The organism is Ruegeria sp. ABD4_443 (assembly GCF_056160865.1).
In genome coordinates this window covers 131,158-151,802 of the sequence record NZ_JBSWYA010000005.1, presented here as the reverse complement: position 1 = coordinate 151,802, position 20,645 = coordinate 131,158, and the positions used below count along the sequence as shown (strand labels likewise).

General features: G+C 62.8%; 19 protein-coding genes. 5 read left to right on the top strand and 14 right to left on the bottom strand.

What is annotated here, in order from left to right; translation table 11 throughout:
* Window positions 1-67: 67 nt before the first annotated feature.
* The 6 genes from ileS to ACXAG8_RS11720 all read right to left on the bottom strand — a co-directional run bounded on the left by ileS (window position 68) and on the right by ACXAG8_RS11720 (window position 9,620).
* Entirely contained in the window at window positions 68-2,980 is a 2,913-nt protein-coding gene (ileS, locus tag ACXAG8_RS11745; protein WP_475224655.1) for an isoleucine--tRNA ligase, read from the bottom strand.
* 164 nt (window positions 2,981-3,144) lie between these two features.
* Window positions 3,145-5,880, bottom strand: coding sequence for a DUF2339 domain-containing protein (locus ACXAG8_RS11740; protein ID WP_475224650.1), 2,736 nt, complete (start codon window positions 5,878-5,880; stop codon window positions 3,145-3,147).
* Window positions 5,881-6,000: 120 nt separating this feature from the next.
* Window positions 6,001-6,711: a VIT1/CCC1 transporter family protein gene (locus ACXAG8_RS11735; RefSeq protein ID WP_475224643.1), complete on the bottom strand. Its 711-nt coding sequence runs from the start codon at window positions 6,709-6,711 to the stop codon at window positions 6,001-6,003.
* 59 nt (window positions 6,712-6,770) lie between these two features.
* Window positions 6,771-7,760, bottom strand: coding sequence for a YcjF family protein (locus ACXAG8_RS11730; protein ID WP_475224635.1), 990 nt, complete (start codon window positions 7,758-7,760; stop codon window positions 6,771-6,773).
* On the bottom strand, window positions 7,753-8,208 hold the full coding sequence (locus ACXAG8_RS11725; protein WP_475224629.1) for an N-acetyltransferase family protein: 456 nt from the start codon (window positions 8,206-8,208) through the stop codon (window positions 7,753-7,755). Before ACXAG8_RS11725 ends, ACXAG8_RS11730 begins: the two co-directional genes overlap by 8 nt.
* The gene (locus tag ACXAG8_RS11720; RefSeq protein ID WP_475225387.1) at window positions 8,205-9,620 is read right to left on the bottom strand and encodes a YcjX family GTP-binding protein; all 1,416 of its coding nucleotides are present in this window, start codon (window positions 9,618-9,620) and stop codon (window positions 8,205-8,207) included. Before ACXAG8_RS11720 ends, ACXAG8_RS11725 begins: the two co-directional genes overlap by 4 nt.
* 108 nt (window positions 9,621-9,728) lie before the next feature.
* Between ACXAG8_RS11720 and truA the strand changes: the two genes are divergently transcribed.
* The gene (truA, locus tag ACXAG8_RS11715; RefSeq protein WP_475224626.1) at window positions 9,729-10,496 is read left to right on the top strand and encodes a tRNA pseudouridine(38-40) synthase TruA; all 768 of its coding nucleotides are present in this window, start codon (window positions 9,729-9,731) and stop codon (window positions 10,494-10,496) included.
* Between the two features lies 1 nt (window position 10,497).
* On the opposite strand, the gene ACXAG8_RS11710 is transcribed toward truA, so the two are convergent.
* From ACXAG8_RS11710 to ACXAG8_RS11690, 5 genes are all read right to left on the bottom strand, one after another.
* Entirely contained in the window at window positions 10,498-11,478 is a 981-nt protein-coding gene (locus ACXAG8_RS11710; protein ID WP_475224623.1) for a nickel/cobalt transporter, read from the bottom strand.
* Window positions 11,463-12,110: a DUF1007 family protein gene (locus ACXAG8_RS11705; RefSeq protein ID WP_475224618.1), complete on the bottom strand. Its 648-nt coding sequence runs from the start codon at window positions 12,108-12,110 to the stop codon at window positions 11,463-11,465. The genes ACXAG8_RS11710 and ACXAG8_RS11705 overlap by 16 nt, the downstream gene beginning before the upstream one ends.
* Window positions 12,111-12,183: 73 nt before the next feature.
* Window positions 12,184-12,984, bottom strand: a complete 801-nt coding sequence (locus ACXAG8_RS11700; protein WP_475224614.1) for a thioesterase family protein — start codon at window positions 12,982-12,984, stop codon at window positions 12,184-12,186.
* A 14-nt stretch (window positions 12,985-12,998) separates the two neighbouring features.
* Window positions 12,999-14,234 carry an acyl-CoA dehydrogenase family protein gene (locus tag ACXAG8_RS11695; protein ID WP_475224609.1) on the bottom strand — a complete coding sequence of 412 codons (1,236 nt, stop codon included), beginning with the start codon at window positions 14,232-14,234 and terminating at the stop codon, window positions 12,999-13,001.
* Between the two features lie 128 nt (window positions 14,235-14,362).
* Window positions 14,363-14,719 (bottom strand): hypothetical protein, encoded by a 357-nt coding sequence (locus ACXAG8_RS11690; RefSeq protein WP_475224601.1) that lies wholly within the window; start codon window positions 14,717-14,719, stop codon window positions 14,363-14,365.
* A gap of 176 nt (window positions 14,720-14,895) precedes the next feature.
* Between ACXAG8_RS11690 and ACXAG8_RS11685 the strand changes: the two genes are divergently transcribed.
* The 3 genes from ACXAG8_RS11685 to ACXAG8_RS11675 all read left to right on the top strand — a co-directional run bounded on the left by ACXAG8_RS11685 (window position 14,896) and on the right by ACXAG8_RS11675 (window position 17,170).
* Window positions 14,896-15,726: a bifunctional allantoicase/(S)-ureidoglycine aminohydrolase gene (locus tag ACXAG8_RS11685; RefSeq protein ID WP_475224596.1), complete on the top strand. Its 831-nt coding sequence runs from the start codon at window positions 14,896-14,898 to the stop codon at window positions 15,724-15,726.
* A 79-nt stretch (window positions 15,727-15,805) separates the two neighbouring features.
* Window positions 15,806-16,129: a hypothetical protein gene (locus ACXAG8_RS11680; protein ID WP_475224591.1), complete on the top strand. Its 324-nt coding sequence runs from the start codon at window positions 15,806-15,808 to the stop codon at window positions 16,127-16,129.
* 54 nt (window positions 16,130-16,183) lie between these two features.
* Window positions 16,184-17,170: a type I glyceraldehyde-3-phosphate dehydrogenase gene (locus tag ACXAG8_RS11675; RefSeq protein WP_475224588.1), complete on the top strand. Its 987-nt coding sequence runs from the start codon at window positions 16,184-16,186 to the stop codon at window positions 17,168-17,170.
* Window positions 17,171-17,268: 98 nt separating this feature from the next.
* Here ACXAG8_RS11675 and ACXAG8_RS11670 read toward each other — a convergent pair whose 3' ends face one another.
* Both ACXAG8_RS11670 and puuE read right to left on the bottom strand, forming a co-directional pair.
* Complete coding sequence (locus tag ACXAG8_RS11670; RefSeq protein WP_475224582.1) at window positions 17,269-17,757, bottom strand: ureidoglycolate lyase; 489 nt, start codon at window positions 17,755-17,757, stop codon at window positions 17,269-17,271.
* Entirely contained in the window at window positions 17,754-19,172 is a 1,419-nt protein-coding gene (gene puuE / locus ACXAG8_RS11665; protein WP_475225381.1) for an allantoinase PuuE, read from the bottom strand. Before puuE ends, ACXAG8_RS11670 begins: the two co-directional genes overlap by 4 nt.
* Before the next feature lie 168 nt (window positions 19,173-19,340).
* Between puuE and uraH the strand changes: the two genes are divergently transcribed.
* Complete coding sequence (gene uraH / locus ACXAG8_RS11660; protein ID WP_475224578.1) at window positions 19,341-19,697, top strand: hydroxyisourate hydrolase; 357 nt, start codon at window positions 19,341-19,343, stop codon at window positions 19,695-19,697.
* An 8-nt stretch (window positions 19,698-19,705) separates the two neighbouring features.
* Here uraH and ACXAG8_RS11655 read toward each other — a convergent pair whose 3' ends face one another.
* Window positions 19,706-20,620, bottom strand: a complete 915-nt coding sequence (locus tag ACXAG8_RS11655; RefSeq protein WP_475224575.1) for a LysR family transcriptional regulator — start codon at window positions 20,618-20,620, stop codon at window positions 19,706-19,708.
* Window positions 20,621-20,645: the final 25 nt, after the last annotated feature.

Sequence of the window (20,645 nt, the reverse complement as noted above, 5' to 3'; positions counted from 1 at the left end):
GGCAAGGTTTCAGATCACCTGTCCCGGCGCAATGAAAAACCCCCGGCCATTGGCCGGGGGTCGAATATTAGCCCAGCGCCTCGTCACAGCGGCCGCAGACGCCCGCATGGGAATGGCGGCCGACATCGGGCAGGATTTTCCAGCACCTGTGGCACTTTTCACCCTCGGCCTTTTCGAATACGACGCCGACGCCTTCGATTTCCGGCACCCGGAACGCCTCGGACGGGGCGGGGTCGGCTGAAACGGTCAGGCCAGAGGTGATGCACAGGTCATCCACATCGAACGAGGCCAGCAGATCGCGTGTCTCTTTGTCTTCGACATGCACGATTGGCGCGGCTTCAAGGCTGGACCCGATCACCTTGTCCTGACGCTGAACCTCAAGCGCGGCGGTCACGGCGCGGCGCACGCGGCGGACCTTGGCGACGGCCTCTTCCAGCGCGTCATGACGCCATTGGGCAGGTGTGTCGGGGAAGTCCACCAGGTGGACCGAGCTGTCATCGCCCGGGAACCGCTCCAACCAGACCTCTTCCATGGTGAAGACCAGAACCGGTGCCAGCCAAGTGGTCAGGCGGTGGAACAGGATGTCCAGCACGGTGCGGGCCGCGCGGCGACGCAGGCTGTCGCCGTCGCAATACAGCGCGTCCTTGCGAACGTCAAAGTAGAAGGACGACAGATCAACCGTTGCAAAGGTGAAGACCGCGCTGAACACGCCCTGGAAGTCGAAAGACGCATAGCCCTTGCGGACCTGTTCATCCAGATCGGCCAAACGGCTAAGGACCCAGCGTTCCAGACGCGGCATGTCTTCGGGCGCGACGCGGTCGGCCTCGGTAAAGTCCGCCAATGATCCCAGCATGAACCGCATCGTATTGCGCAACCGGCGATAGCTGTCGGCGGTGCCCTTCAGGATTTCCGGCCCGATCCGCTGGTCGGCGGTATAGTCGGTCTGGGCCACCCACAGACGCAGGATATCGGCACCGTATTGCTTGATAACCTCTTCCGGCACGATGGTGTTGCCCAGCGATTTGGACATCTTGTTGCCCTTGGCATCCAGCGTGAAACCATGGGTCACCACATTGCGATAGGGCGCACGGCCCTTGGTGCCGCAGGCCTGCAGCATCGACGAATGGAACCACCCGCGGTGCTGGTCGGTGCCTTCCATGTAGACGTCCGCAATGCCGTCTTCGGTGCCATCCTCACGGTCGCGCAGAACGAAGGCATGGGTCGAGCCAGAGTCGAACCACACATCCAGTACGTCAAACACCTGATCGTAATCCTCGGGGTTGGCGATGCCGTCCAGCACCTGTTCCTTGAACCCGTCAGTGTACCAGATATCCGCGCCGTCCTTTTCAAACGCCGCTTTGATGCGCGCGTTCAGGTCTGCGTTGCGCAACAGGTAATCCGCGTCGGTAGGCAGAGCGCCCTTCTTGGTGAAACAGGTCAGCGGCACGCCCCATGCTCGCTGGCGCGACAGAACCCAGTCGGGGCGCGCCTCGATCATCGAGTACAGGCGGTTACGGCCCGTCTGAGGGGTCCATTTCACCAGCTCATCGATCGAACGCAGGGCGCGTTCGCGGATGGTGTCGCCCATCTGGCCCATGCCGTCATCCAGCTTGCGGTCAACGGATGCAAACCACTGCGGCGTGTTGCGATAGATGATCGGAGCCTTGGAACGCCACGAATGCGGATAGCTGTGCTTGATCTTGCCGCGCGCCAGCAGCCCGCCGACCTCGACCAGCTTGTCGATGACGGTTTTGTTCGCGTCACCCTCGCCGCCCTTGCGGGACAGGATGTATTTGCCGCCAAAGAACGGCAGATCAGCCCGGAAGCTGCCATCGTCCATCACGTTATAGGTGATGACTTGTTCCAGCATGCCCAGATCGCGATAAAGCTCGAATTCCTCCATCCCGTGCGACGGCGCACAGTGGACAAAACCGGTGCCTTCGGTATCGGTCACGAACTCGGCGGCGCGGAAGTCGCGGATGTCGTCCCATTCGCCATTGCCGCCCTCGGCCCCGGCCAGAGGGTGGGTCAGTTGCACGCCTGCCAGCTCATCGCTGGTCACGTCACGGACGCGGGTCCACTGGTCGTCGTTCAGACGCGCGCGGCCCAGCACATCGGCGGCCAGATTGTCGGCCAGCAGGAACTTGTCACCAACAGCGGCCCAGCATTCGTCCGGCGCGCCGGTAACTTCGTACAGGCCATACGAGATGTCCTTGCCATAGACGACCGCCTTGTTCGACGGCATGGTCCACGGGGTCGTGGTCCAGATCACGACAAACGCATCATCCAGATCACCGGCGTTCACGACCTTGAACTTCACCCAGATGGTGAAGCTTTCCTTGTCGTGATACTCGACCTCGGCCTCGGCCAGGGCGGTCTTTTCGATGGGCGACCACATCACGGGTTTTGAGCCCTGATAGAGCGTGCCGTTCATCAGGAACTTCATGAACTCATCCGCGATCACGGCCTCGGCGTGATAGTCCATGGTGATATAGGGATCGGGCCAGTTGCCGGTGATGCCCAGACGTTTGAATTCGTCCCGCTGGATGTCGATCCAGCCTTCGGCGAACTTGCGGCATTCCTGGCGGAAGTCGACGATGTTCACCTCGTCCTTGTTCTTGCCCTTTTTGCGGTACTGTTCTTCGATCTTCCATTCGATGGGCAGGCCGTGACAGTCCCAGCCGGGCACATAGCGCGCGTCGAAGCCCATCATCTGATGGGACCGCACGATCATGTCCTTGATCGTCTTGTTCAGGGCGTGACCGATATGCAGGTGGCCGTTCGCGTAGGGTGGGCCGTCATGCAGGGTGAAAGGCTTACGGCCCTCTTTCTCGCGCAGGCGGTCATAGACGCCTATCTTTTCCCAACGTTCCAGCCATGCGGGTTCGCGTTTCGGCAATCCGGCGCGCATGGGGAATTCGGTCTTGGGCAGGTTCAGCGTGTCTTTGTAGTCAGGTGTTTGGGTCGTGTCGGCGCACATTTGGGGCGTCCTCAGGATGATCTTGTCGTATTTGGATCGAAGCGGTCAGTGCGATAGCTCAAGCACCTTTGCCCGGCGTCTCGCGATATCAGAGCGCCGGGGATATAATTCGAATAATGATGGCCATACGGTCAAACATGGCCGCGCTTATAGGACGCCCGCCCTCAATGGTCCAGAGGTTCCGGCCCATGCGGCGAATGGCGCAGCTTGGCCCAGCGATTCAGCCAGGCCAGCCCCGCCAGTGCAAGGCCCAGCGCCAACAGCGAGAAGACACGGATCAGCCCGCCAAGGCCCGAAATGTCAATCAGAAAGACCTTGGCAACCGCCAGCCCGATCACCGCCAGCCCCGCCTTGCGCATCAGGTCCGAATGGCGGGCAAGCGACTGATAGAACAACAGCGCCCCGATCAGCAGCAGAACCAACGTATAGGTATAAAGTTCGGGCTGCGTGACACCGTTGCCCTTGTACATGCCACTGGCGCCCTGCCAGACATGCCGGATCATCAGCCCCAGCCAAACCGCGCCAATCGCGCAGGCAACCCCATAGGATACCTGCCGCACGCGTTCGGGCATTGGCCGGATGCGCCACGCCGAAAAACCGATTGCAAGCGCAGGCAGCAGATAGGCCACCACCAGCGTATTCAAAACCGCAGGACCAAGGACCGGATCGGCATACCGCGACAACAAGGGGTTTCCATCCCCAAGCGCCATGCCAAGATATACCAGGCCGTGGCCTGCGAAAAAGACGGCCAGCGCCATCCGCAGCGGGTTCAGCCTGCCGCCCAGCGCAAACCGCTGGACCTGCGCGAAGGCCAGCAGCAGCCAGATCACAGACAGCAATCCCAGGCCCCAGTGGCTTTGGTCTGCGCCGCCTTCTCCGAACCCTTCCAGCCAGCGCAGCAGAAGCAGCGACAGCAATATCCCGCCAGTTGCCCAGGCGGCGCTTTCCAGCAACAAAATGGCGATGGGCCGTTCCAGCGGTGCCAGCACCCGCCACGCGATCACGAACCCAAGGGTTGCGGCGCCATAAACACCGGTCATTTCCAGAACCGGCGCCGTGTTTGCCCAATCCAGCCCCGGATCCATCACCAGTCGCACGGTGATCGAAAAGACGCCTGCCCAGATGAACCAGCTCATCGGCGGCAGGTTGAACCGCCTGTCCAGCAAGGCGGAAATGACAACCATTCCGACCAGAGCGACCGTCAGTGCCGCGGAACTGAGGACAATTACGCAGGCGAATGTCAGACACGACAGCGCCGACAGGGTCGCCAGCGCCGGTCGCAGCCGGTTTTCCCGGTCAACCCGCGCAAACCGTTCCGCCATCCAGACCATAATCGCAGCCAGCGCCACCGCGTGCAGCGCCCAGGGATAGGCACCGATTACCTGTGCAGGACGCCATCCGATTTCCAGCGCTATCGCTATGGCCGGTGCATAAAGCGCGGCTCCGACCGCCCAGGCGATGGCATTCTGCCCGCCCCGCAACGCCCGCCAGGCGGACAGGATGGAAACCAGCGTAGCCAGCGCCAGCAGGCCGGTTACGGCCACCGGAAAATCGGCCTCGTTCGTTTCGGCATAAGTGGCCGCAAAGGCCCGGACAAGGCTGCCGCCATCGTACCCGTGCAAAAACACGAACCAGACAAAGCCCAGGGCCGGAAACAACACCACATCCTGCAGCGCCAGCGCATCCCGCGCCCAAACGATCAACCCAAGGATCAATGCAAGAAACAGCACGACGACCAACCAGAACTCAGTCGGCGAATCCGCCCAATGCAGCGACAGTATGGCCGAACTGACCGCGCAGGCCGCAAAGGCCAGCCGGGTCGGAAACTCGGGCCAGGGGTCACCCTTGCCGCGCCGCAGGGCTTGCAGCACCATGGTTCCGCCGTGGCGCGGCCAGACCTGCCGGACAGGGATGGCAATCGTCAGCACCGCCAGAACCGTTGCAAAAGCCAGATAGGCGGGTTCGGTCGACGGCGACGACAGGACCAGCAAGACCGCCCCGCCATAGGCCCCGATAAGCGTCAGAACGGAAATCCACGCCCAGCGCCGCACCGTGTCGATACCCAGGCCAAGAACCGCTATGACCGTGAAATACCCATACAGCCAGGATGGATCGTCTGATGCGCCTCCGACGACAAACGGGGCCGCAAAGGCACCGATCAGACCGATTGCGGCCAACAGTGGCCCGTGAAACCAGCCAAGCACAAGCCCGGCAATTGCAATGGCAATCATTCCGGCCAACGCACCCTGCGGGCCGATCAAGCCGTAAAGCTGCCGGGCCGCCAGCACGCCACCGAACAAGGTTACCAAACCGGCCCCCGAAAAGACCGAGGGAAGATAAGCGGTGGCCGAGCTTTCGTCGTCGCCAAACCGGCGCCGAACGACCTCGCCCGCGCCAATCAGCGACGCACCGAAGGCCAGCGCGGCAAGAACCCGCGCCGTGGGCGGCAGAAATCCGTTTTCGACGCCGTACTGAACCAGGAAAATACCCGCCAGCGCCAGCGAAAGGGCCGATACGGCGTAAAACCAGTTTTCACGCAGCCATGCACCAAGTGCTGCGAACCGTTCTTCGCGGAAAACCACGGCTGCGGGCGGGGTGGGGTCATCCTGCACCGGTGCTGCGGGCGGCTGCTCGGACCTTTCGTCCTCGGGTCTGGCTTTGGCCGCGGCCCATGGCGCCGGGCGCGGCGCGGGGTCTTTCGGTTCGGGCCTGCGCTGCGCCTCGGGCAGGTCAGGCGCTTTGGCGATGGGATCGGCGGCACCGCGCGCCGGTTGCGTTGCAATCTGCTGTTCCAGCTCGGCCACGCGCTTGCGCAGACGGGACTGTCCCACAAACAGTACAATGATCGAAATCGGAATGGCCAACACGACCAGGCCGACAAGGGCAACCAGCGACTCCACGCGATACCTCCGCACACGGTTTTGGCCACGCTATCGCGGTCGCTTGGCCGGGGACAGCCGAATTTTCCGCGACCCCGCCGCGCCGGCACCAAAATCGGTCCGGGCAGCGGCTGCGCCGCGTCAGGGGTGAAACAGGGACCCCACGAGATAGGCGATCAACGCAGCCGCCCCGCCAATCGCCAGCGTTTCAAGGCCCGAGCGCCACCAGGGTGCCAGCGACCAGCGGCTTTTGAATGCGCCGATGGCAAAGAAAACTGCCATGGTCATCCAGGCAGAAACCGCAAATGCCCGGTCCACAGAGACCAGGAAAGGCAGCAAAGGAATCATGCCCGCGACCAGAAACGCCGCAAATGTCGCCAGCGCCGCCTTCAGCGGGTGCGGGTCGACACTGCCCAGCCCGTATTCGCCTTCCAGCATCAGGTCGATCCAGTTTTCACGGTCGGCGGTAATGGCATCCGTGGCATCTGACAGAACCGGGTCCGCCAGACCCTTTTGCAAGAGTATCTCGCGCACCTCGCGCCGTTCGCCAGCCGGGTACAGATCGATATGCCGCTCTTCGATGGCGCGGATGCGGCGGATATTGTCCAGTTCCGCCTTGGTCCCCGAGTAATTTCCGGCGGCCATCGAAAACCCATCCGCCAGGACGTTCGCCAACCCAAGTGCGACGATGACAAAAGGGGACAACCCGGCCCCGGCGACCCCGGCAACGATGGCAAAGGTCGTGACCGACCCGTCAATCCCGCCATAGACGATGTCACGCAGGACCCCCCTGCCCGGCGGGGCATTGATCCGTGCCGCGATTTCCTGCTGGCTGTGGCCGTGATCTGCCATGGCGTGCCCTCCTGCGCGATCAGTTTGCAAGCGGGCCTGTGGTTTCGCCTTGCGTCAGATCAACCCTTGGTGAACAGCCCGCGCAGCGCCCGCTTTACCATTTTGCCGGTCGACGGCCTGTGCCTTTCGGAAAAGGGCAGCGGGCGGCACACTTCCATCGCCGCAACCCCGACCCGCGCGCTGAGCGCCCCGTTGACCAGCCCCTCACCGAACCGGCGCGACAATTTGCTGAGGATCGACCCGCCCAGAACCGGTTCCAGCAGGTCATCCCCGACAGCCACCGCGCCCGTGGCGACAAGGTGCACGAAAACCGCTCGCGTCAGCCGCCAACTGCCCAGGAAACCGGCGCGGCCGCCATAGATTTCAGCGATACGCCGGATCATGCGCATCGACACGACAAGGGCGGTCACGACATCAGCAAGCGCAAGCGGCACCAGCGCCGTGACGGTCGCCACCTGCCGGGCGGCGGCTTCGACCTCGCGGCTGGCACTTGCGTCCAGCGGAGCAAGGATTTCATCTTCGGCCAGCGACAAAAGGCCCGTGGCATCAAACTGTTCGTCCATCCGTTCGGTCAGGCGATCCCGGCCCCAGCGTGTTTCGTCCCGGTCGCGGTAAAACTGCACCATGCGCCGCGCGACGGACCGGGCCTGTTCAAGATCATCCCCCGCCAGGGCTGCGTCCGCCGCGCGGCGCATGCCATCCACCCGCGACAGCCGCCCAATCGCCGCAAGCTCGCGCAGCGCGATGACCAGTGCGACCAGCACCAGCGCGCCAATCAGCCCGGTGACGATCCAGCCAAGAACCGGCGCGCGCACCAGAAGCGATGTCGCGAAATCCCAGGCCGCAACCGAGATCGCCGCTCCGACAACCGCCAGGGCCAGCCCCCAGAACCATCGCGCCAGCGCCGATGGCCTGCGCGCAGCCAGACGCGCGGCCCCGCGCATCGCCTGACCCTGCGGCGGCACCACATCAGGCACCGCGGGGGCCTGCGCGACATCCGCCGCGGGTTCGTCCGCATCCAGGTCAATAAGAACCGGCCCCTTAGCCATGCTGTTTCTCCGCTTGTTTCCAGGCATACCTGATGTCAGGCAGGCTTTCGTCGTTTCCGGACCCGTCGCTGCGCGCGGTTTCGGCAAAGCCATTGCGTTCGTAAAACCGCTGCGCGGGGACATTGTCCTGAAATGCATACAGCGACAGGTGGCCCTGTTTCGCCTTGGCATGGTCCAGCAATTGCCGCCCGATCCCCTGTCGCCTGGCACCTGCCGCCACATAAAGCGACTGAACCTCGGTCCCGTCCAGCGCCAGAAACCCGATGACGCCCGCGTCGGTTTCGGCGATGGTGACCCAGTTCAGATCGATCATACGGCCGCACCAAGCAATGGTTTCAGCGCAGGAATGCAGGTCGGGCATCCAGTCGTTTTCGCGGGCAAAGCCATGCAGGATCTCGCCGATCTTGCCGGCGTCGGTGCTGCGGGCGGGGCGGAGCGTTGCCGTCACAGCCGGTCTCCGATCAGGAACTGCGCGGCGCGGTCCAGGCGAATATGCGGCGGCCCATCGCCGGGTCTGAGCGTCAGCTTGGCAGGGGCAAAGGCCATGAACCCGTAATCATCGGTCAGCCAGCTTTTGGCGCCGTCGCGTGCCGGACCCAGCAGATGCGCCGGGTCCTGCGGCAGGTCTCCGGGATAAAACGCCGCCTGTTTGCCGCTGTCCAACAATGTCCCGCGCACACAAGGCAGCTCGGCCCCGCCATGGCTGCGCATCTCTTCGGTCGTGGCACGTAACGCCGCAATCGCCAGGGCCGTGGTTTCAGCCCCGGCGAACCGGGCGCGATCGCGGGCTTCGCGTGTCAGGGCCTCCATGATGGCCGTCAGGCGGTGATGCTGAACATGATGCAGGTGATCGGCCTTGGTGGCGGCAAACAGGATGCGTTCAACCCGCCGGCCCATCAGCAACTGCGTCAGCCAGGCATTGCGACCGGGGCGAAAGGCCGACAGGATATCAGCCATTGCGCGGCGCATGTCTTCGACCGATTGCGGCCCCTTGTGGATTGCGCCCAGCGCGTCAACCAGGACAACCTGCCGGTCGATACGGGAAAAGTGGTCCCGGAAAAAAGGTTTGACGACCTGGCTCTTATACGCCTCGAACCGACGCTCCATTTCGCGGTGCAATGTTCGGCGGCGCGACGGCGCCGACACCGGCAGCGGGGCAAAGGTCAGAACCGGCGAACCAGCCAGGTCCCCCGGCAACAGGAACCGCCCCGGCGTACAATCATAGAACCCGTCCTCGCGGGCCGCGTTCAGATAGGCCGTAAAGGCACCGGCCAGCGCCTGCGCTGCGGGTTCGTCATGGGCTCCGCCGGGGTCCGTCTCATTGCATCGGGCCAGAAATTCTGCCGCGCAGGTCCGGCCGTTGATCCGCGCCAGCGTGTCCCGCGACCAGTCGTCATAGGACTTGTCCAACAGCGCCAGGTCCAACAGCCATTCGCCGGGATAATCCACGATATCCAGATGGATCGTGCGCGGCCCCTGAAGCCCGGCCAACAAGCCCGCCGGGCGGGATTTGAACGACAGGCGCAATTCGGAAACCGCCCGCGTGCTGTCGGGCCAATGCGGTTCGGGGCCGGTCAGGTCCAACAGGTGCGATTCATAATCGAACCGTGGAACGGTATCATCCGGTTGCGGTTGCAGGAACGCGGCGTTTATCCGCCCTTCCTGATGGGCCGCAAGGCCGGTCATCCGGCCCCGGTCCAGCAGGTTCGCCACAAGCGAGGTGATGAAAACCGTCTTGCCCGACCGCGCCAGGCCGGTGACGCCCAGGCGGATCACCGGTTCAAACAATGTTTCAGACACCCGATCGCCTACGGTCTCGACCCCGCGCATGAGGCTGTCTGCCAATGATGAGATGACCAATCCGCCGCCCCGCAATTCATGTTTCATCCAAGATAGGTAGAGCGTTGTCGACATGCCAGCGCTTTTGCCCCCCTTGCCCGCCTGCCCCCGGCACTGTACCAGCGCCGCATGCCCAGATACGCGCTTAAAATCGAATACCAGGGGGAACCGTTCGCCGGGTGGCAGCGGCAAAAGGACCAGCCATCGGTCCAGGGCGCTGTCGAGCGCGCCTTGTCATGCATTCAACCCGGCGATCACACAATTGCCGCCGCCGGGCGCACGGATGCGGGCGTTCATGCGCTTGGGCAGGTCGCGCATTGTGACCTGAGCAAGGAATGGGACCCTTTCCGCCTGTCCGAGGCGTTGAACTATCATCTCAAGCCGCACCCCGTGGCCATCGTAAAGGCCGCCCGGGTCGATGATGACTGGCACGCGCGGTTTACCGCCACGGAACGGCAATACCTTTTCCGCATCCTGATGCGCCGCGCGCCCGAGACCCATGACAGGGGCCAGGTCTGGCGGATCAATCACGCGCTGGACGTGGATGCGATGCAGGCCGGGGCGGATATGCTGATCGGACGCCATGATTTCACGACCTTCCGGTCGTCGATTTGCCAGGCCGCAAGCCCTGTCAAAACGCTGGATGAACTCAGGATCGAACAGCGCCAGGGGTTTTCAGGCCCCGAGATACATTTTCATGTCCGGGCGCGTTCCTTTCTGCACAACCAGGTACGCAGCTTTGTCGGAACACTTGAACGTGTGGGCGCCGGTGCCTGGGCACCCCAAGACGTGCGCCACGCGCTCGAGGCCAAAAACCGCGCGGCATGCGGGCCGGTCTGCCCGCCGCAGGGGTTGTACCTGGCACGGGTCGGGTATCCTGATCCGGTGTTTGACTGATTTACAGCGCGCGCAGCAGCAGCCCGCCCGCGATCACGGCGATCAACAGCCCGGCCAAAAGCTCGATCGTCGGGGCAAGCACGGATGCAAACCGCGCAGCCTGAGCCGAGGCCAGCAGCCCGCCCCGCAAACCAAAAGACGTCCATCCAACCAACGTGGTCACGGTGGCGGTACCCAGCGCCATGGCAAAGGCACTAGCTATTCCGACCATCGCGATGCCCATCTGCCAGGTCAGGATCAATACGAACAAGGCCCCCGTGCAGGGGCGGATGGCAATACCGCCGATCAGGATCAAGGCCTCGCGTAGCGTTCCCAGATTTGCGATCTCTTCGGCGGTCGGGCCGTGGCGATGCCCGCAATCGGAACATTGGCCGTGGTCGCCTGCACTGTCGTGGTGGTGATGATCGTGATGATCATGATGATGGTCGTGGTCGCAGCCGTGCCCGGTATGATCATGTGTATCGCGGTTGCTGGTCGCCCGGGCCTTTGACCGCCGGGCAAAGCTGCGCAAGGCCCGGACCACCAGCCATAGGCCGATCAACCCGATTGCGGCATAACTGATCGGCGCCATCACCCGTTCGGTCGTTCCCACAAGGCTGTCGCGGGACATCTGAAACAGGAAAACCCCGGCATAGACCAGCACGACGGCGGTGACGGCCTGCCCAAGGCTGGACAGCACGCTGATCGCGGACAGCCGCCAGAACGCCACCCGGCGGCCCAGCCCGTAGCCACCGATCAGGACCTTTCCGTGACCGGGGCCAACGGCGTGAAAGAACCCATAGCCGAAACACACCATCAGCAGCGTTGCCACCGCCTGGGGCTGTTCTGCGCGGGCGGCGCGCAGCGAACGGGCAATCTGGTTCTGGAACTCTCGCTGTTCACCGGCGGCCCAGGCGGCCAGATGGTCAAAGCCGCCGCTTGCCCAGAACCACAGCAACAGGCCACAGGCGAGGGCGACCGGGACAATCAGGTATTTGGACATGAAATGCGTAGCTCGCTTGCGAAACGTTCCCCGACCAGCGGAATGTCATTCTCTTCAAGGTCATAATCCGCATCCAGCGTGCGCAAAAAGGCCTGCATCTGGGCAAGTTCGGCATCAATATCCGGATCAGACCGTTCCACCTTGCACGGGACCGGGGCAGACACCGTGACAGGTCGGGCCAGCTCATACGCCGTATAGAATGTCTCGTCATACGCCTTGGCCGTCAGCGCGTTTGCGGATACCGGACCGCCCTCTACCGCGCGAAGGTGGCTGGTCACGATGCGACCGTCCTCGGTCGTGGCGCGAGGCTCGGCCGGGCCGGACAATGCAACGGGCTCACCATCCGAGAAGACCACCAGATCGCCGTTATACCCTTCGACCCATTGGGTATCAAAACCGCTCAGAACCGCCTGTTCTGCCGTCGAAAGCCTACCATCGCCGTCCTGGTCCAGCCGCAGTTCCTCCAACACCAGCAAGGAATAGAACTCGTCATAGGCCCATGTGACGCGGACATGCGTCAAATGGCCGGTCTCATCGACGATGAACTCAAGCCCGGTGTCTATAAAGACATGCGGATGAGCATATGCCGAAACCGGCAGGCAAAAGCCAACAAGGGTGAAAAGCCAACGCATGGCGCGAAGATAGGCCGAGCCACCCAGAGCGGCAATCGGTTTTCCGCCTGCGCGCAGAATCCAGCCTGCCCGATCAACGGGGCGGGAAAAGAACCAGCGTTTGCAACGCGGTACCGAACGGCCCCTGCGTGTCGTGCAGGACGGATTGAGACATGCCAATGCCCGAGGGTTGCCAATACGAGACCGACTCTGACGCCAGCCAGTCCGACACTGGTTCGCGGTGAATATGGACGCTGAGATCGGTATTCATGAACCCCATTTCGGAGACCGGCGCATTCCAGGAAATGCCGTTTCCGCAATCTGCGATGGGGCACAGGGACTGAATCGGCGATTGCTGCTCGCCCTCCAGCAGGCGCGGCGTGCGCATCCACACAGTTTTGGGCCCGGCCTGTTGGTTGCCGCCACGGGGATAGGCGACGTCTGAATAATGGGCAAAGCCGGGCAGGTCATGCCGCATCTCGCGGATCGGGAAAGGTCCGTCGACCACGTCATCGACCGACGGCCCGGTGGCAGGGGCGTTCGGAACCTCGCCCAGTTCCTTGCGGACAAGGTGCATGGTCGTTGCAGTGGCGCACAGGGCATCATCCAGGTCATGCACCGTCACCCGCGTGGTCGCCAATGTCCTGGTGTGGCGGGTGGTTTCCGCAGCCACGCGCAAACCAGCAAGGGGCAGCGGGCGCAGCAGGTCAACCGTCAGCCGGGCCAGCATCTTTTCCGGCCCCACCTCGATTTCCGCCGCGCGCACGATCAGCCCGGCGACCGGCCCTGCGTGGCAATGGTCGGCCGACCACGGGCCGCGGGCTGCATCATTGCCGATGAACGCCCCGTCCGGGCCGAGGCGAAAATAAGCCTCGTGGCTCAGATCAAAATCCATGCCCACGGCGAATTTCAGACCTTTTCCTGCGTATGTTTCTTTAACTCGGCACGGGCGACCTGCCGTCGGTGAACCGCATCAGGCCCATCTGCCAGGCGCAGCGTGCGCACATGAGTCCAGGCTGTTGCCAGCGGTGTATCCTGGCTGACGCCCTGGCCGCCAAACATCTGGACGGCTTCGTCTATGACTTTCAGGGCGACGCGCGGGGCAACCACCTTGATCTGGCTGATCCACGGCGCCGCCGCGCGCGCATCGCCCTGATCCATGAACCACGCCGCCTTGAGGCAGAGCAGCCGGGCCATCTCGATCTCCATCCGGCATTCGGCGATGATGTCGAAATTCGCCCCCAGCTGCGCCAGCTTCTTGCCGAACGCCTCGCGTTGCAGGGACCGCTTGCACATCTGTTCCAGCGCCATTTCGGCCTGACCGATTGCCCGCATGCAATGGTGAATGCGACCGGGGCCCAATCGCCCTTGGGCAATTTCAAACCCGCGCCCCTCGCCCAGCAGAATGTTTTCGACCGGCACCCGGACATCGGTGAACCGGATATGCATATGCCCGTGCGGCGCGTCATCATGGCCATAAACTTCCATCGGGCGCAGGATCTCGATGCCGGGCGTATCGGCGGGCACAACGATCATCGACTGGCGCTTGTGCTTGGGCAACGCGTCATCGCCGGTCCGGACCATGACGATGTAAACCTTGCAGCGCGGGTCCCCGGCACCGGACGACCACCATTTCTCGCCGTTCAGGACATATTGGTCACCGTCCCGCACGCAGGACATCGCGATATTCGTTGCGTCCGAGGACGCGACATCCGGTTCGGTCATCAGGTAGGCCGACCGTATCTTGCCGTCGAGCAGCGGCGCCAGCCACTGGTCCTTCATCTTGTCGGTGCCGTAGCGTTCGAACACCTCCATGTTGCCGGTGTCGGGGGCGGAGCAGTTGAAAACCTCGGCCGCAAGCGGTGTCTTGCCCATCTCTTCGGCAAAATATGCGTATTCCACCGTGCTCAGGCCAAACCCGCGCGCGCTGTCCGTCAGCCAAAAGTTCCAAAGACCGGCGGTTTTTGCCTTATCCTTGAGACCTTCGAGGATTTCCGCCTGCCGACTGGTATATTGCCAGCGGTCGCCAATGTTGATTTCGGCCTGATAGTCCTGTTCCAGCGGCATGACCTCGTCGCGGATCATCCGGGTCACCCGCCCTAGCAAGGCGCGGTTTTCATCGCGCATCCCGAAAGTCATGTTCATGAGATTGCCTCCTCCGGTTGGCAAACACCCGTTTGCCGTCACCCCGAGGATGTCTTAGCCGTGGCAACAAAGTCCAGTTGCGTGACGGAACGTCACCGCGGTTTATTTTCGCGACCGCGCCGACAAGGTTACGGCGCCAGAAACCAATTGCCCTCGGCGTCCCGACAACGGCGCGTCCGGATATCGCGTGTCTGTCCCTTGCCTTCGGGGTCGATGACATGCTGAAGGATCACGCAATTGCCCTCGACGGCCTGCACCCGGACCGTGCCTTGGGAACCTGTATCGGGGTTGGTCCATTTCCGTTCCTGACCAACCGACGGCGCGCCTTGGGCAAGCAAGGTGTTGGCGGCGACATTCACCACTTCGAAATCCGCCGGGCTCAGCCCCATTTCGGCGATGATTCGAGACAGGGGTTTGCCGGTGGCGACACCGCCCGAGCCAAGCATCATGGGAACAACCAATGCGGAAACCAGCCAGCGCTTCATCAAAGCCTCACGAGATTTGAAATCAATTTGCCTTCAACGATATACGCCCGCGACGACGTGGCCAAGCCCCTGCGGCAAACCTTCAAATTTTCCCGAATATTCCTATCGCGGGACAACCGCTAGGCCATCATCCCGGTCCGGGCCATAGTGCAGGCAAGCAACATCAGAGGCATCCGATGGATCACCCCACCTATTACTCTCCGACCGGGGGGCTTCCCGCACAGGATCAGATCATGACTGATCGCGCGATGTTCACCGACGCTTATGCCGTCATTCCAAAGGGAACGATGCGCGATATCGTGACCAGCTACCTGCCATTCTGGGACGGCACTCGGCTGTGGGTTCTGTCCCGCCCGCTGAGTGGCTTTGCCGAGACATTCTCGCAATACATCACGGAGGTTCAACCCCAGGGCGGAAGCGACCGGCCCGACACGGACCCGAATGCCCAAAGCGTCATCTTTGTGGTCGAGGGCACCGTGACGTTGACGCTTGGCGGGCGCGAACACAGGCTTGAGACCGGCGGATACGCCTATATCCCGCCGGGCAGCGACTGGTCCCTGCGCAACCGGTCGGATGCGGTCAGCCGGTTCCACTGGATACGCAAGGCCTATCAATCCGTAAGCGGCCTGCCGGTGCCCGACCCGATCATCACCAATGAACGCGACATTGCGCCAACGCCAATGCCCGACACCCAGGGCCGATGGGCCACGACACGTTTCGCCGACCCCGAGGACCTGCGGCATGACATGCACGTCAATATCGTCACCTTTGAACCCGGCGGCGTCATCCCGTTTGCGGAAACCCATGTCATGGAACACGGGCTGTACGTGCTGGAAGGAAAGGCGGTCTATCGCCTCAATCGTGACTGGGTCGAGGTCGAGGCCGGTGACTATATGTGGCTGCGCGCTTTTTGCCCCCAGGCCTGTTATGCCGGTGGACCGGGGCGGTTTCGGTATCTGCTGTACAAGGATGTGAACCGCCACATGCCATTGGGCATGCCCCGGTAACCGGGCAACCTGCGGGGGGTTCACAGAAGCCGTTGAATCTGGTGATATAACCCGTGCTTTCAATTCTGGAGACTGTTCGATGGTAATGCGCGGAACATTGTTGGCCCTGGCGGCCGTGACAGGCCTTGCGGCATTTGACGCGACACCCGTCGCGGCCAAGGAAGAAACCAAATCGGTCTTTGTCATGAGCCGCACATGGGCCGTCACCCAGGTCTCGGACGCACCGGTGGTTTACCGCGCGACGCGTGACAACAACAATCTGAACCCGTTTGGCCCGCCCCCACGTCTGCGCACGGTGCAGGCTATCGCGGCGATCCAGAAAGCCACCGGCTGCAAGGTCATCGTGCCCAGCATGTACCAGAACATTTCGGGCCAGTTTTTCTCGCAGGTCAGCTGCGGCTGACCTGCTGCGGAAACAGGCATTGAGGTCGGCTGACCGGCCTGCCATAGCTTGGCCATGAAACTCGCAATCAACGGATTCGGCCGCATCGGCCGCACGATCCTGCGCCAGATTCTTGCCGCGCCGCAGGGATCGGATATCGAACTGGTGGCGATCAACGACATCGCCCCGCTTGAAACCTGCGCGTATCTTTTCAAATACGACAGCACCTTTGGTCCCTACCCCGGCGAAGTCCAACACGGCAACGCGGCGTTGACCGTAGATGGCCAGACGATCCCGGTCACGCATAGTGCCGATCTGTCACGCGTGGACCTGACCGGTGTTGACGTCGTTCTGGACTGCACCGGCATTGCCAGAACGACGGATGTCGCGGGGCGCGGTCTGACGGCAGGTGCAGGCAAGGTGCTGATCTCGGGCCCGTCCCCCGCCGCAGAAGAGACCATCGTTCTGGGCGCCAACGAAGACCGGCTGGGCAATGCACGAATTGTCTCGAACGCGTCATGCACCACAAACGGTCTCGCCCCGCTGGTGCGGCTGCTGGATAACCTGGCCGGGATCGAAACCGGCCACATGACAACAATTCACTGCTACACCAACAGCCAGCCAATGGTGGACGCCCCGCGCGGAGATCTGGCCCGGTCGCGCGCTGGCGCGTTGTCCATGGTGCCCACCACGTCAAGCGCAACGCATCTGATCGACGTTGTGCTACCGCATCTGGCCGGGCGCATCTCGGGCGCCGCGGTGCGCGTACCGACCGCCAGCGTCTCGGCGGTGGATCTGGTCGTGACGCTGACTGCCCCCCCTGAGATGGCCGATTTCACCGATGCGCTGAGGGCTGCGGTCGACACCTCGGACGTGCTGGGCTGGACGGATCAGCCCCTGGTATCCGTCGACCTGCGAACGCGGCCCGAATCCCTGGTGATTGCTGGGCCCGAGACCCGGATGGTCGGGGCGCGGCAGGTCCGGATTTTCGGCTGGTACGACAACGAATGGGGGTTCTCGGCCCGAATGCTTGACGTGGCCCGGCTCATGACACGGTCATGACCTGCGCAGCCACAGCGGGTGGGCTTGCCCGCCCGCTGCCCGGCCCAACTGGTGCCAAGCATCTTTGATGCGCCCGGACCAGACGGGAGCCCGCGCCCTTAGCCCGCCACGACGTCGTACGGAGTGTCGAACCAATGTTCTTGCAGATTGGCCCCGTCGCCAATCCTGTCTACAACGGCAAACAGCCCCGGGGCGTGCAACGGCGTCAAAACGCCGTGCCATGTCCCCAGATGATAGTTCACCGCCTGCCCCGGCCGGGTGACAAAGGCCTGCGGAAGGCCCGGCTTGCCGCCAGCATCGGGGGCCACGATGACCAGAAAAGGGTTCGAGGTCATCGGTATAAAGGCCTGGCTGCCGTCGGGGTGACGCTCGACCATGTCCAACTGGTACGGCAGGGCGCGCGGGTCGGCGTTGAACAGGCTGATCCCGGCGCGACCATCGGCGAAATCCAGGCGCGCGCGATCGTGAAAGCGCCCGCAATGCCCCTGATTGATGATCTTGTCCGGCGCGCCCGATGCCTCGATCAGATCACCGAACGGCGCAAAGGCCTGTGCCGTCATCGGCCGGGTTTCAATCTGCCGGGTCATGCGGGCAACATGTCCCGCAGCCGGAATTCCGCGATACGTTCGACCTGGCGGCAGGCCTCGGCGAATTCTGTATCGCGGTCCTGCCCGACCCGTCGTTGAAAGGCCGCCAGGATCGAAGACTTGTCGTGATCCCGCACCGCGATGATGAAGGGAAACCCAAAGCTTTCGGTGTATTGCCGGTTCAGTTCCGTGAACGCGGCCCGTTCTTCATCCGTCAGCGCGTCCAACCCGGCCGAGGCCTGTTCAGAGGTGCTTTCGCGCGTCAGCCGCCTGGCCTGTGCCAATTTGCCTGCCAGGTCGGGGTGGGCGGTCAGAACGCCCAGACGTTCCTCGTTGGACGCGGATCGGAACATGCGGGTCAGTGCGTTATGCAGGCCACCCGCCGTATCATGCGCGGGCCCCAATTCCAGGTCAAAGGCACGCTCGGCAATCCAGGCGGAATGCTCGAACACGCCACCATAGGCGGCAACAAAGGCGGCGCGGTCCATCTGCGATGGCCGCGGGTGTTGCGCAGGGGGATGCTGCGCGGTCCAATGTTCGGCAATCTGCAGCCGGGTCGCGAACCAGACATCCGAAAACCCGCGCGCATAGTCCAGGAACCGCTTCAGGGCCATGATGCGCCCGGGCCGACCAATCAGGCGGCAATGCAGCCCGACCGACAGCATTTTCGGCGCACCCGCCTCGCCCTCGGCGTAAAGCGCGTCGAAACTGTCCTTGAGATAGGCAAAGAACTGATCACCCGCGTTGAACCCCTGCGGCGTGGCGAACCGCATGTCGTTGCAATCCAGCGTATAGGGAACAATCAACTGGCTGCGCCCACCATCCTGCATCCAGTAGGGCAAATCGTCGGCATATGTATCCGCGACATAGGCAAACCCGCCCTCTTCGGCCACCAGCCGAACGGTATTTTCCGAACATCGGCCCGTGTACCAGCCGCGCGGGCGGTCTCCGACCACTTCGGTGTGCAGGCGGATGGCCTCGGCGATCTGGGCGCGCTCTTCGTCCTCGGGCATGTCCTTGTGTTCGACCCATTTCAGGCCGTGGCTGGCGATCTCCCATCCTGCCGATTTCATCGCCGCAACCTGATCGGGCGAACGCGCCAGCGCCGTGGCCACCCCGTAAACAGTGACCGGCAGATCCTGCATCAGCCGGTGCAGCCGCCAGAACCCGGCGCGGGAACCGTATTCATAGATCGATTCCATGTTCCAGTGGCGCTGCCCGGGCCATTGGGCGGCGCCCACGATCTCGGACAGGAACGCCTCTGAGGCGGCATCCCCGTGCAGCACGCAGTTTTCACCGCCCTCTTCATAGTTGAGCACGATCTGCACGGCCAGTTTCGCGCCGTTCGGCCACCGGGCATCCGGCGGGTTGGCCCCATATCCGATCATGTCGCGCTGGTAACGAGGTGGCTGCATGGCATCTTCCGTCTTCGGGTACATCTGTTGCATACTGCCTTAACGCAGAAAACGATGCACGATTATCAAATCAATCCGAACGCTGTTTCCGGTTCTTTCGGCATTTCCAGCGTTTCGGTGTTTGTTCCACACTGTGGCAAACCGACCGGCAAATCAAAGGAGTTCCCCTTGGCAGGTTACCTGACGACCCATGTTCTGGACACCGCGCGCGGTTGCCCCGCCGCAGGGCTGAAAATCGCACTGTACAAAGTCTCGGGCAACTCCCATCGCAAGCTGGTGGAAATGCAAACCAATTCCGATGGCCGCACCGACAGCCCGATTTTACCGCAGGATGCTTTCAAAACCGGCACTTATGAGCTGGTGTTCTTCGCTGGCGACTACCTGCGCGAAACCGGCCAGGCCGTCGAAGACCCGTTGTTCCTGGATCAGGTGCCGTTACGGTTCGGAATGGCAGATGCCGGGGCGCATTACCATGTGCCCCTGCTGCTGTCGCCCTATGGGTATTCGACCTATCGCGGCAGCTAGCGGCCCGGTCAGGATTCGGCCTGACGCACCACCTTGCCAATCCGCTCGATCATGAAATCCATGAACAACCTGGCCTTGGGGTCCTGGTGGCGGCGATGCGTGTAAAGGCAGGCCATCTGGACGGGCACGGGCGGCGTGGCCAACGCAACCGGAATCAGACGCCCCTGTTTCAGGTGTTCGGCCACTTCGAACACCGGTTTCATGGCGATGCCCTGTCCCGAAAGCGCCCAATCCGTAAGCACATCGCCGTCATCGCATTCATACCGCCCGGAAACCGCAAATCGCTTGGGACCTTCCGGGGTTTCCAGCACCCACTGAAATTCGGTTGCTCCGGGGTATCGCAGGTTCAGGCATTCGTGATCGCCCGCAACCAGATCCTCGCCCCTTTCGGGCATTCCGCATCGACGGACATAATCCGGCGCCGCGCATAGCACACGCTGGCAGTCGGCAATCTTGCGGATGCGCAATGTGCTGTCTTCCGGCTGGCCGATGAAAAACGCAAGATCCAGACCCTCGGTTGTCAGGTCCACGGACCGGTCCGTCAATCGCAGCCGAACATCAATTTCCGGGAATTCCGCCAGAAAATCAGGGACATGTGGGGCCAGCAATCGGCGCCCGACACCCAGCGGCGCGGCCACGAACAGCGAGCCGCGCGGCGCTTCGGTCAAGTGGACAACCTGCGCCTCGGCCTCGTCCACCGCATCCAGCACACCGACCGCACCGGGGTAAAAGGCGCGCCCCTGTTCCGTGGGCGTCAGGTTCCGGGTGGTTCTTTGAAACAGCCGGACGCCAAGATGATCCTCAAGCTGCGATATCCGCGCCGAGGTCACCGCCGGGGAAATGCGCAGGTCCCGCCCGGCCGCGGACATGCTGCCCAGATCATAGACCCTGACGAAGGTTCGGATATTGTCGAGATAGGACATCTTATCGTTTTTTTTGATACAGTTT

Excerpts from the sequence above, each read along its gene's own strand:
- ileS (WP_475224655.1), bottom strand. The coding sequence starts at position 2,980 with ATGTGCGCCGACACGACCCAAACACCTGACTACAAAGACACGCTGAAC.
- ACXAG8_RS11735 (WP_475224643.1), bottom strand. The coding sequence starts at position 6,711 with ATGGCAGATCACGGCCACAGCCAGCAGGAAATCGCGGCACGGATCAAT.
- ACXAG8_RS11730 (WP_475224635.1), bottom strand. The coding sequence starts at position 7,760 with ATGGCTAAGGGGCCGGTTCTTATTGACCTGGATGCGGACGAACCCGCG.
- truA (WP_475224626.1), top strand. The coding sequence starts at position 9,729 with ATGCCCAGATACGCGCTTAAAATCGAATACCAGGGGGAACCGTTCGCC.
- ACXAG8_RS11710 (WP_475224623.1), bottom strand. The coding sequence starts at position 11,478 with ATGTCCAAATACCTGATTGTCCCGGTCGCCCTCGCCTGTGGCCTGTTG.
- ACXAG8_RS11705 (WP_475224618.1), bottom strand. The coding sequence starts at position 12,110 with ATGCGTTGGCTTTTCACCCTTGTTGGCTTTTGCCTGCCGGTTTCGGCA.
- ACXAG8_RS11700 (WP_475224614.1), bottom strand. The coding sequence starts at position 12,984 with ATGGATTTTGATCTGAGCCACGAGGCTTATTTTCGCCTCGGCCCGGAC.
- ACXAG8_RS11695 (WP_475224609.1), bottom strand. The coding sequence starts at position 14,234 with ATGAACATGACTTTCGGGATGCGCGATGAAAACCGCGCCTTGCTAGGG.
- ACXAG8_RS11690 (WP_475224601.1), bottom strand. The coding sequence starts at position 14,719 with ATGAAGCGCTGGCTGGTTTCCGCATTGGTTGTTCCCATGATGCTTGGC.
- ACXAG8_RS11685 (WP_475224596.1), top strand. The coding sequence starts at position 14,896 with ATGGATCACCCCACCTATTACTCTCCGACCGGGGGGCTTCCCGCACAG.
- ACXAG8_RS11680 (WP_475224591.1), top strand. The coding sequence starts at position 15,806 with ATGGTAATGCGCGGAACATTGTTGGCCCTGGCGGCCGTGACAGGCCTT.
- ACXAG8_RS11675 (WP_475224588.1), top strand. The coding sequence starts at position 16,184 with ATGAAACTCGCAATCAACGGATTCGGCCGCATCGGCCGCACGATCCTG.
- ACXAG8_RS11670 (WP_475224582.1), bottom strand. The coding sequence starts at position 17,757 with ATGACCCGGCAGATTGAAACCCGGCCGATGACGGCACAGGCCTTTGCG.
- puuE (WP_475225381.1), bottom strand. The coding sequence starts at position 19,172 with ATGCAGCCACCTCGTTACCAGCGCGACATGATCGGATATGGGGCCAAC.
- ACXAG8_RS11655 (WP_475224575.1), bottom strand. The coding sequence starts at position 20,620 with ATGTCCTATCTCGACAATATCCGAACCTTCGTCAGGGTCTATGATCTG.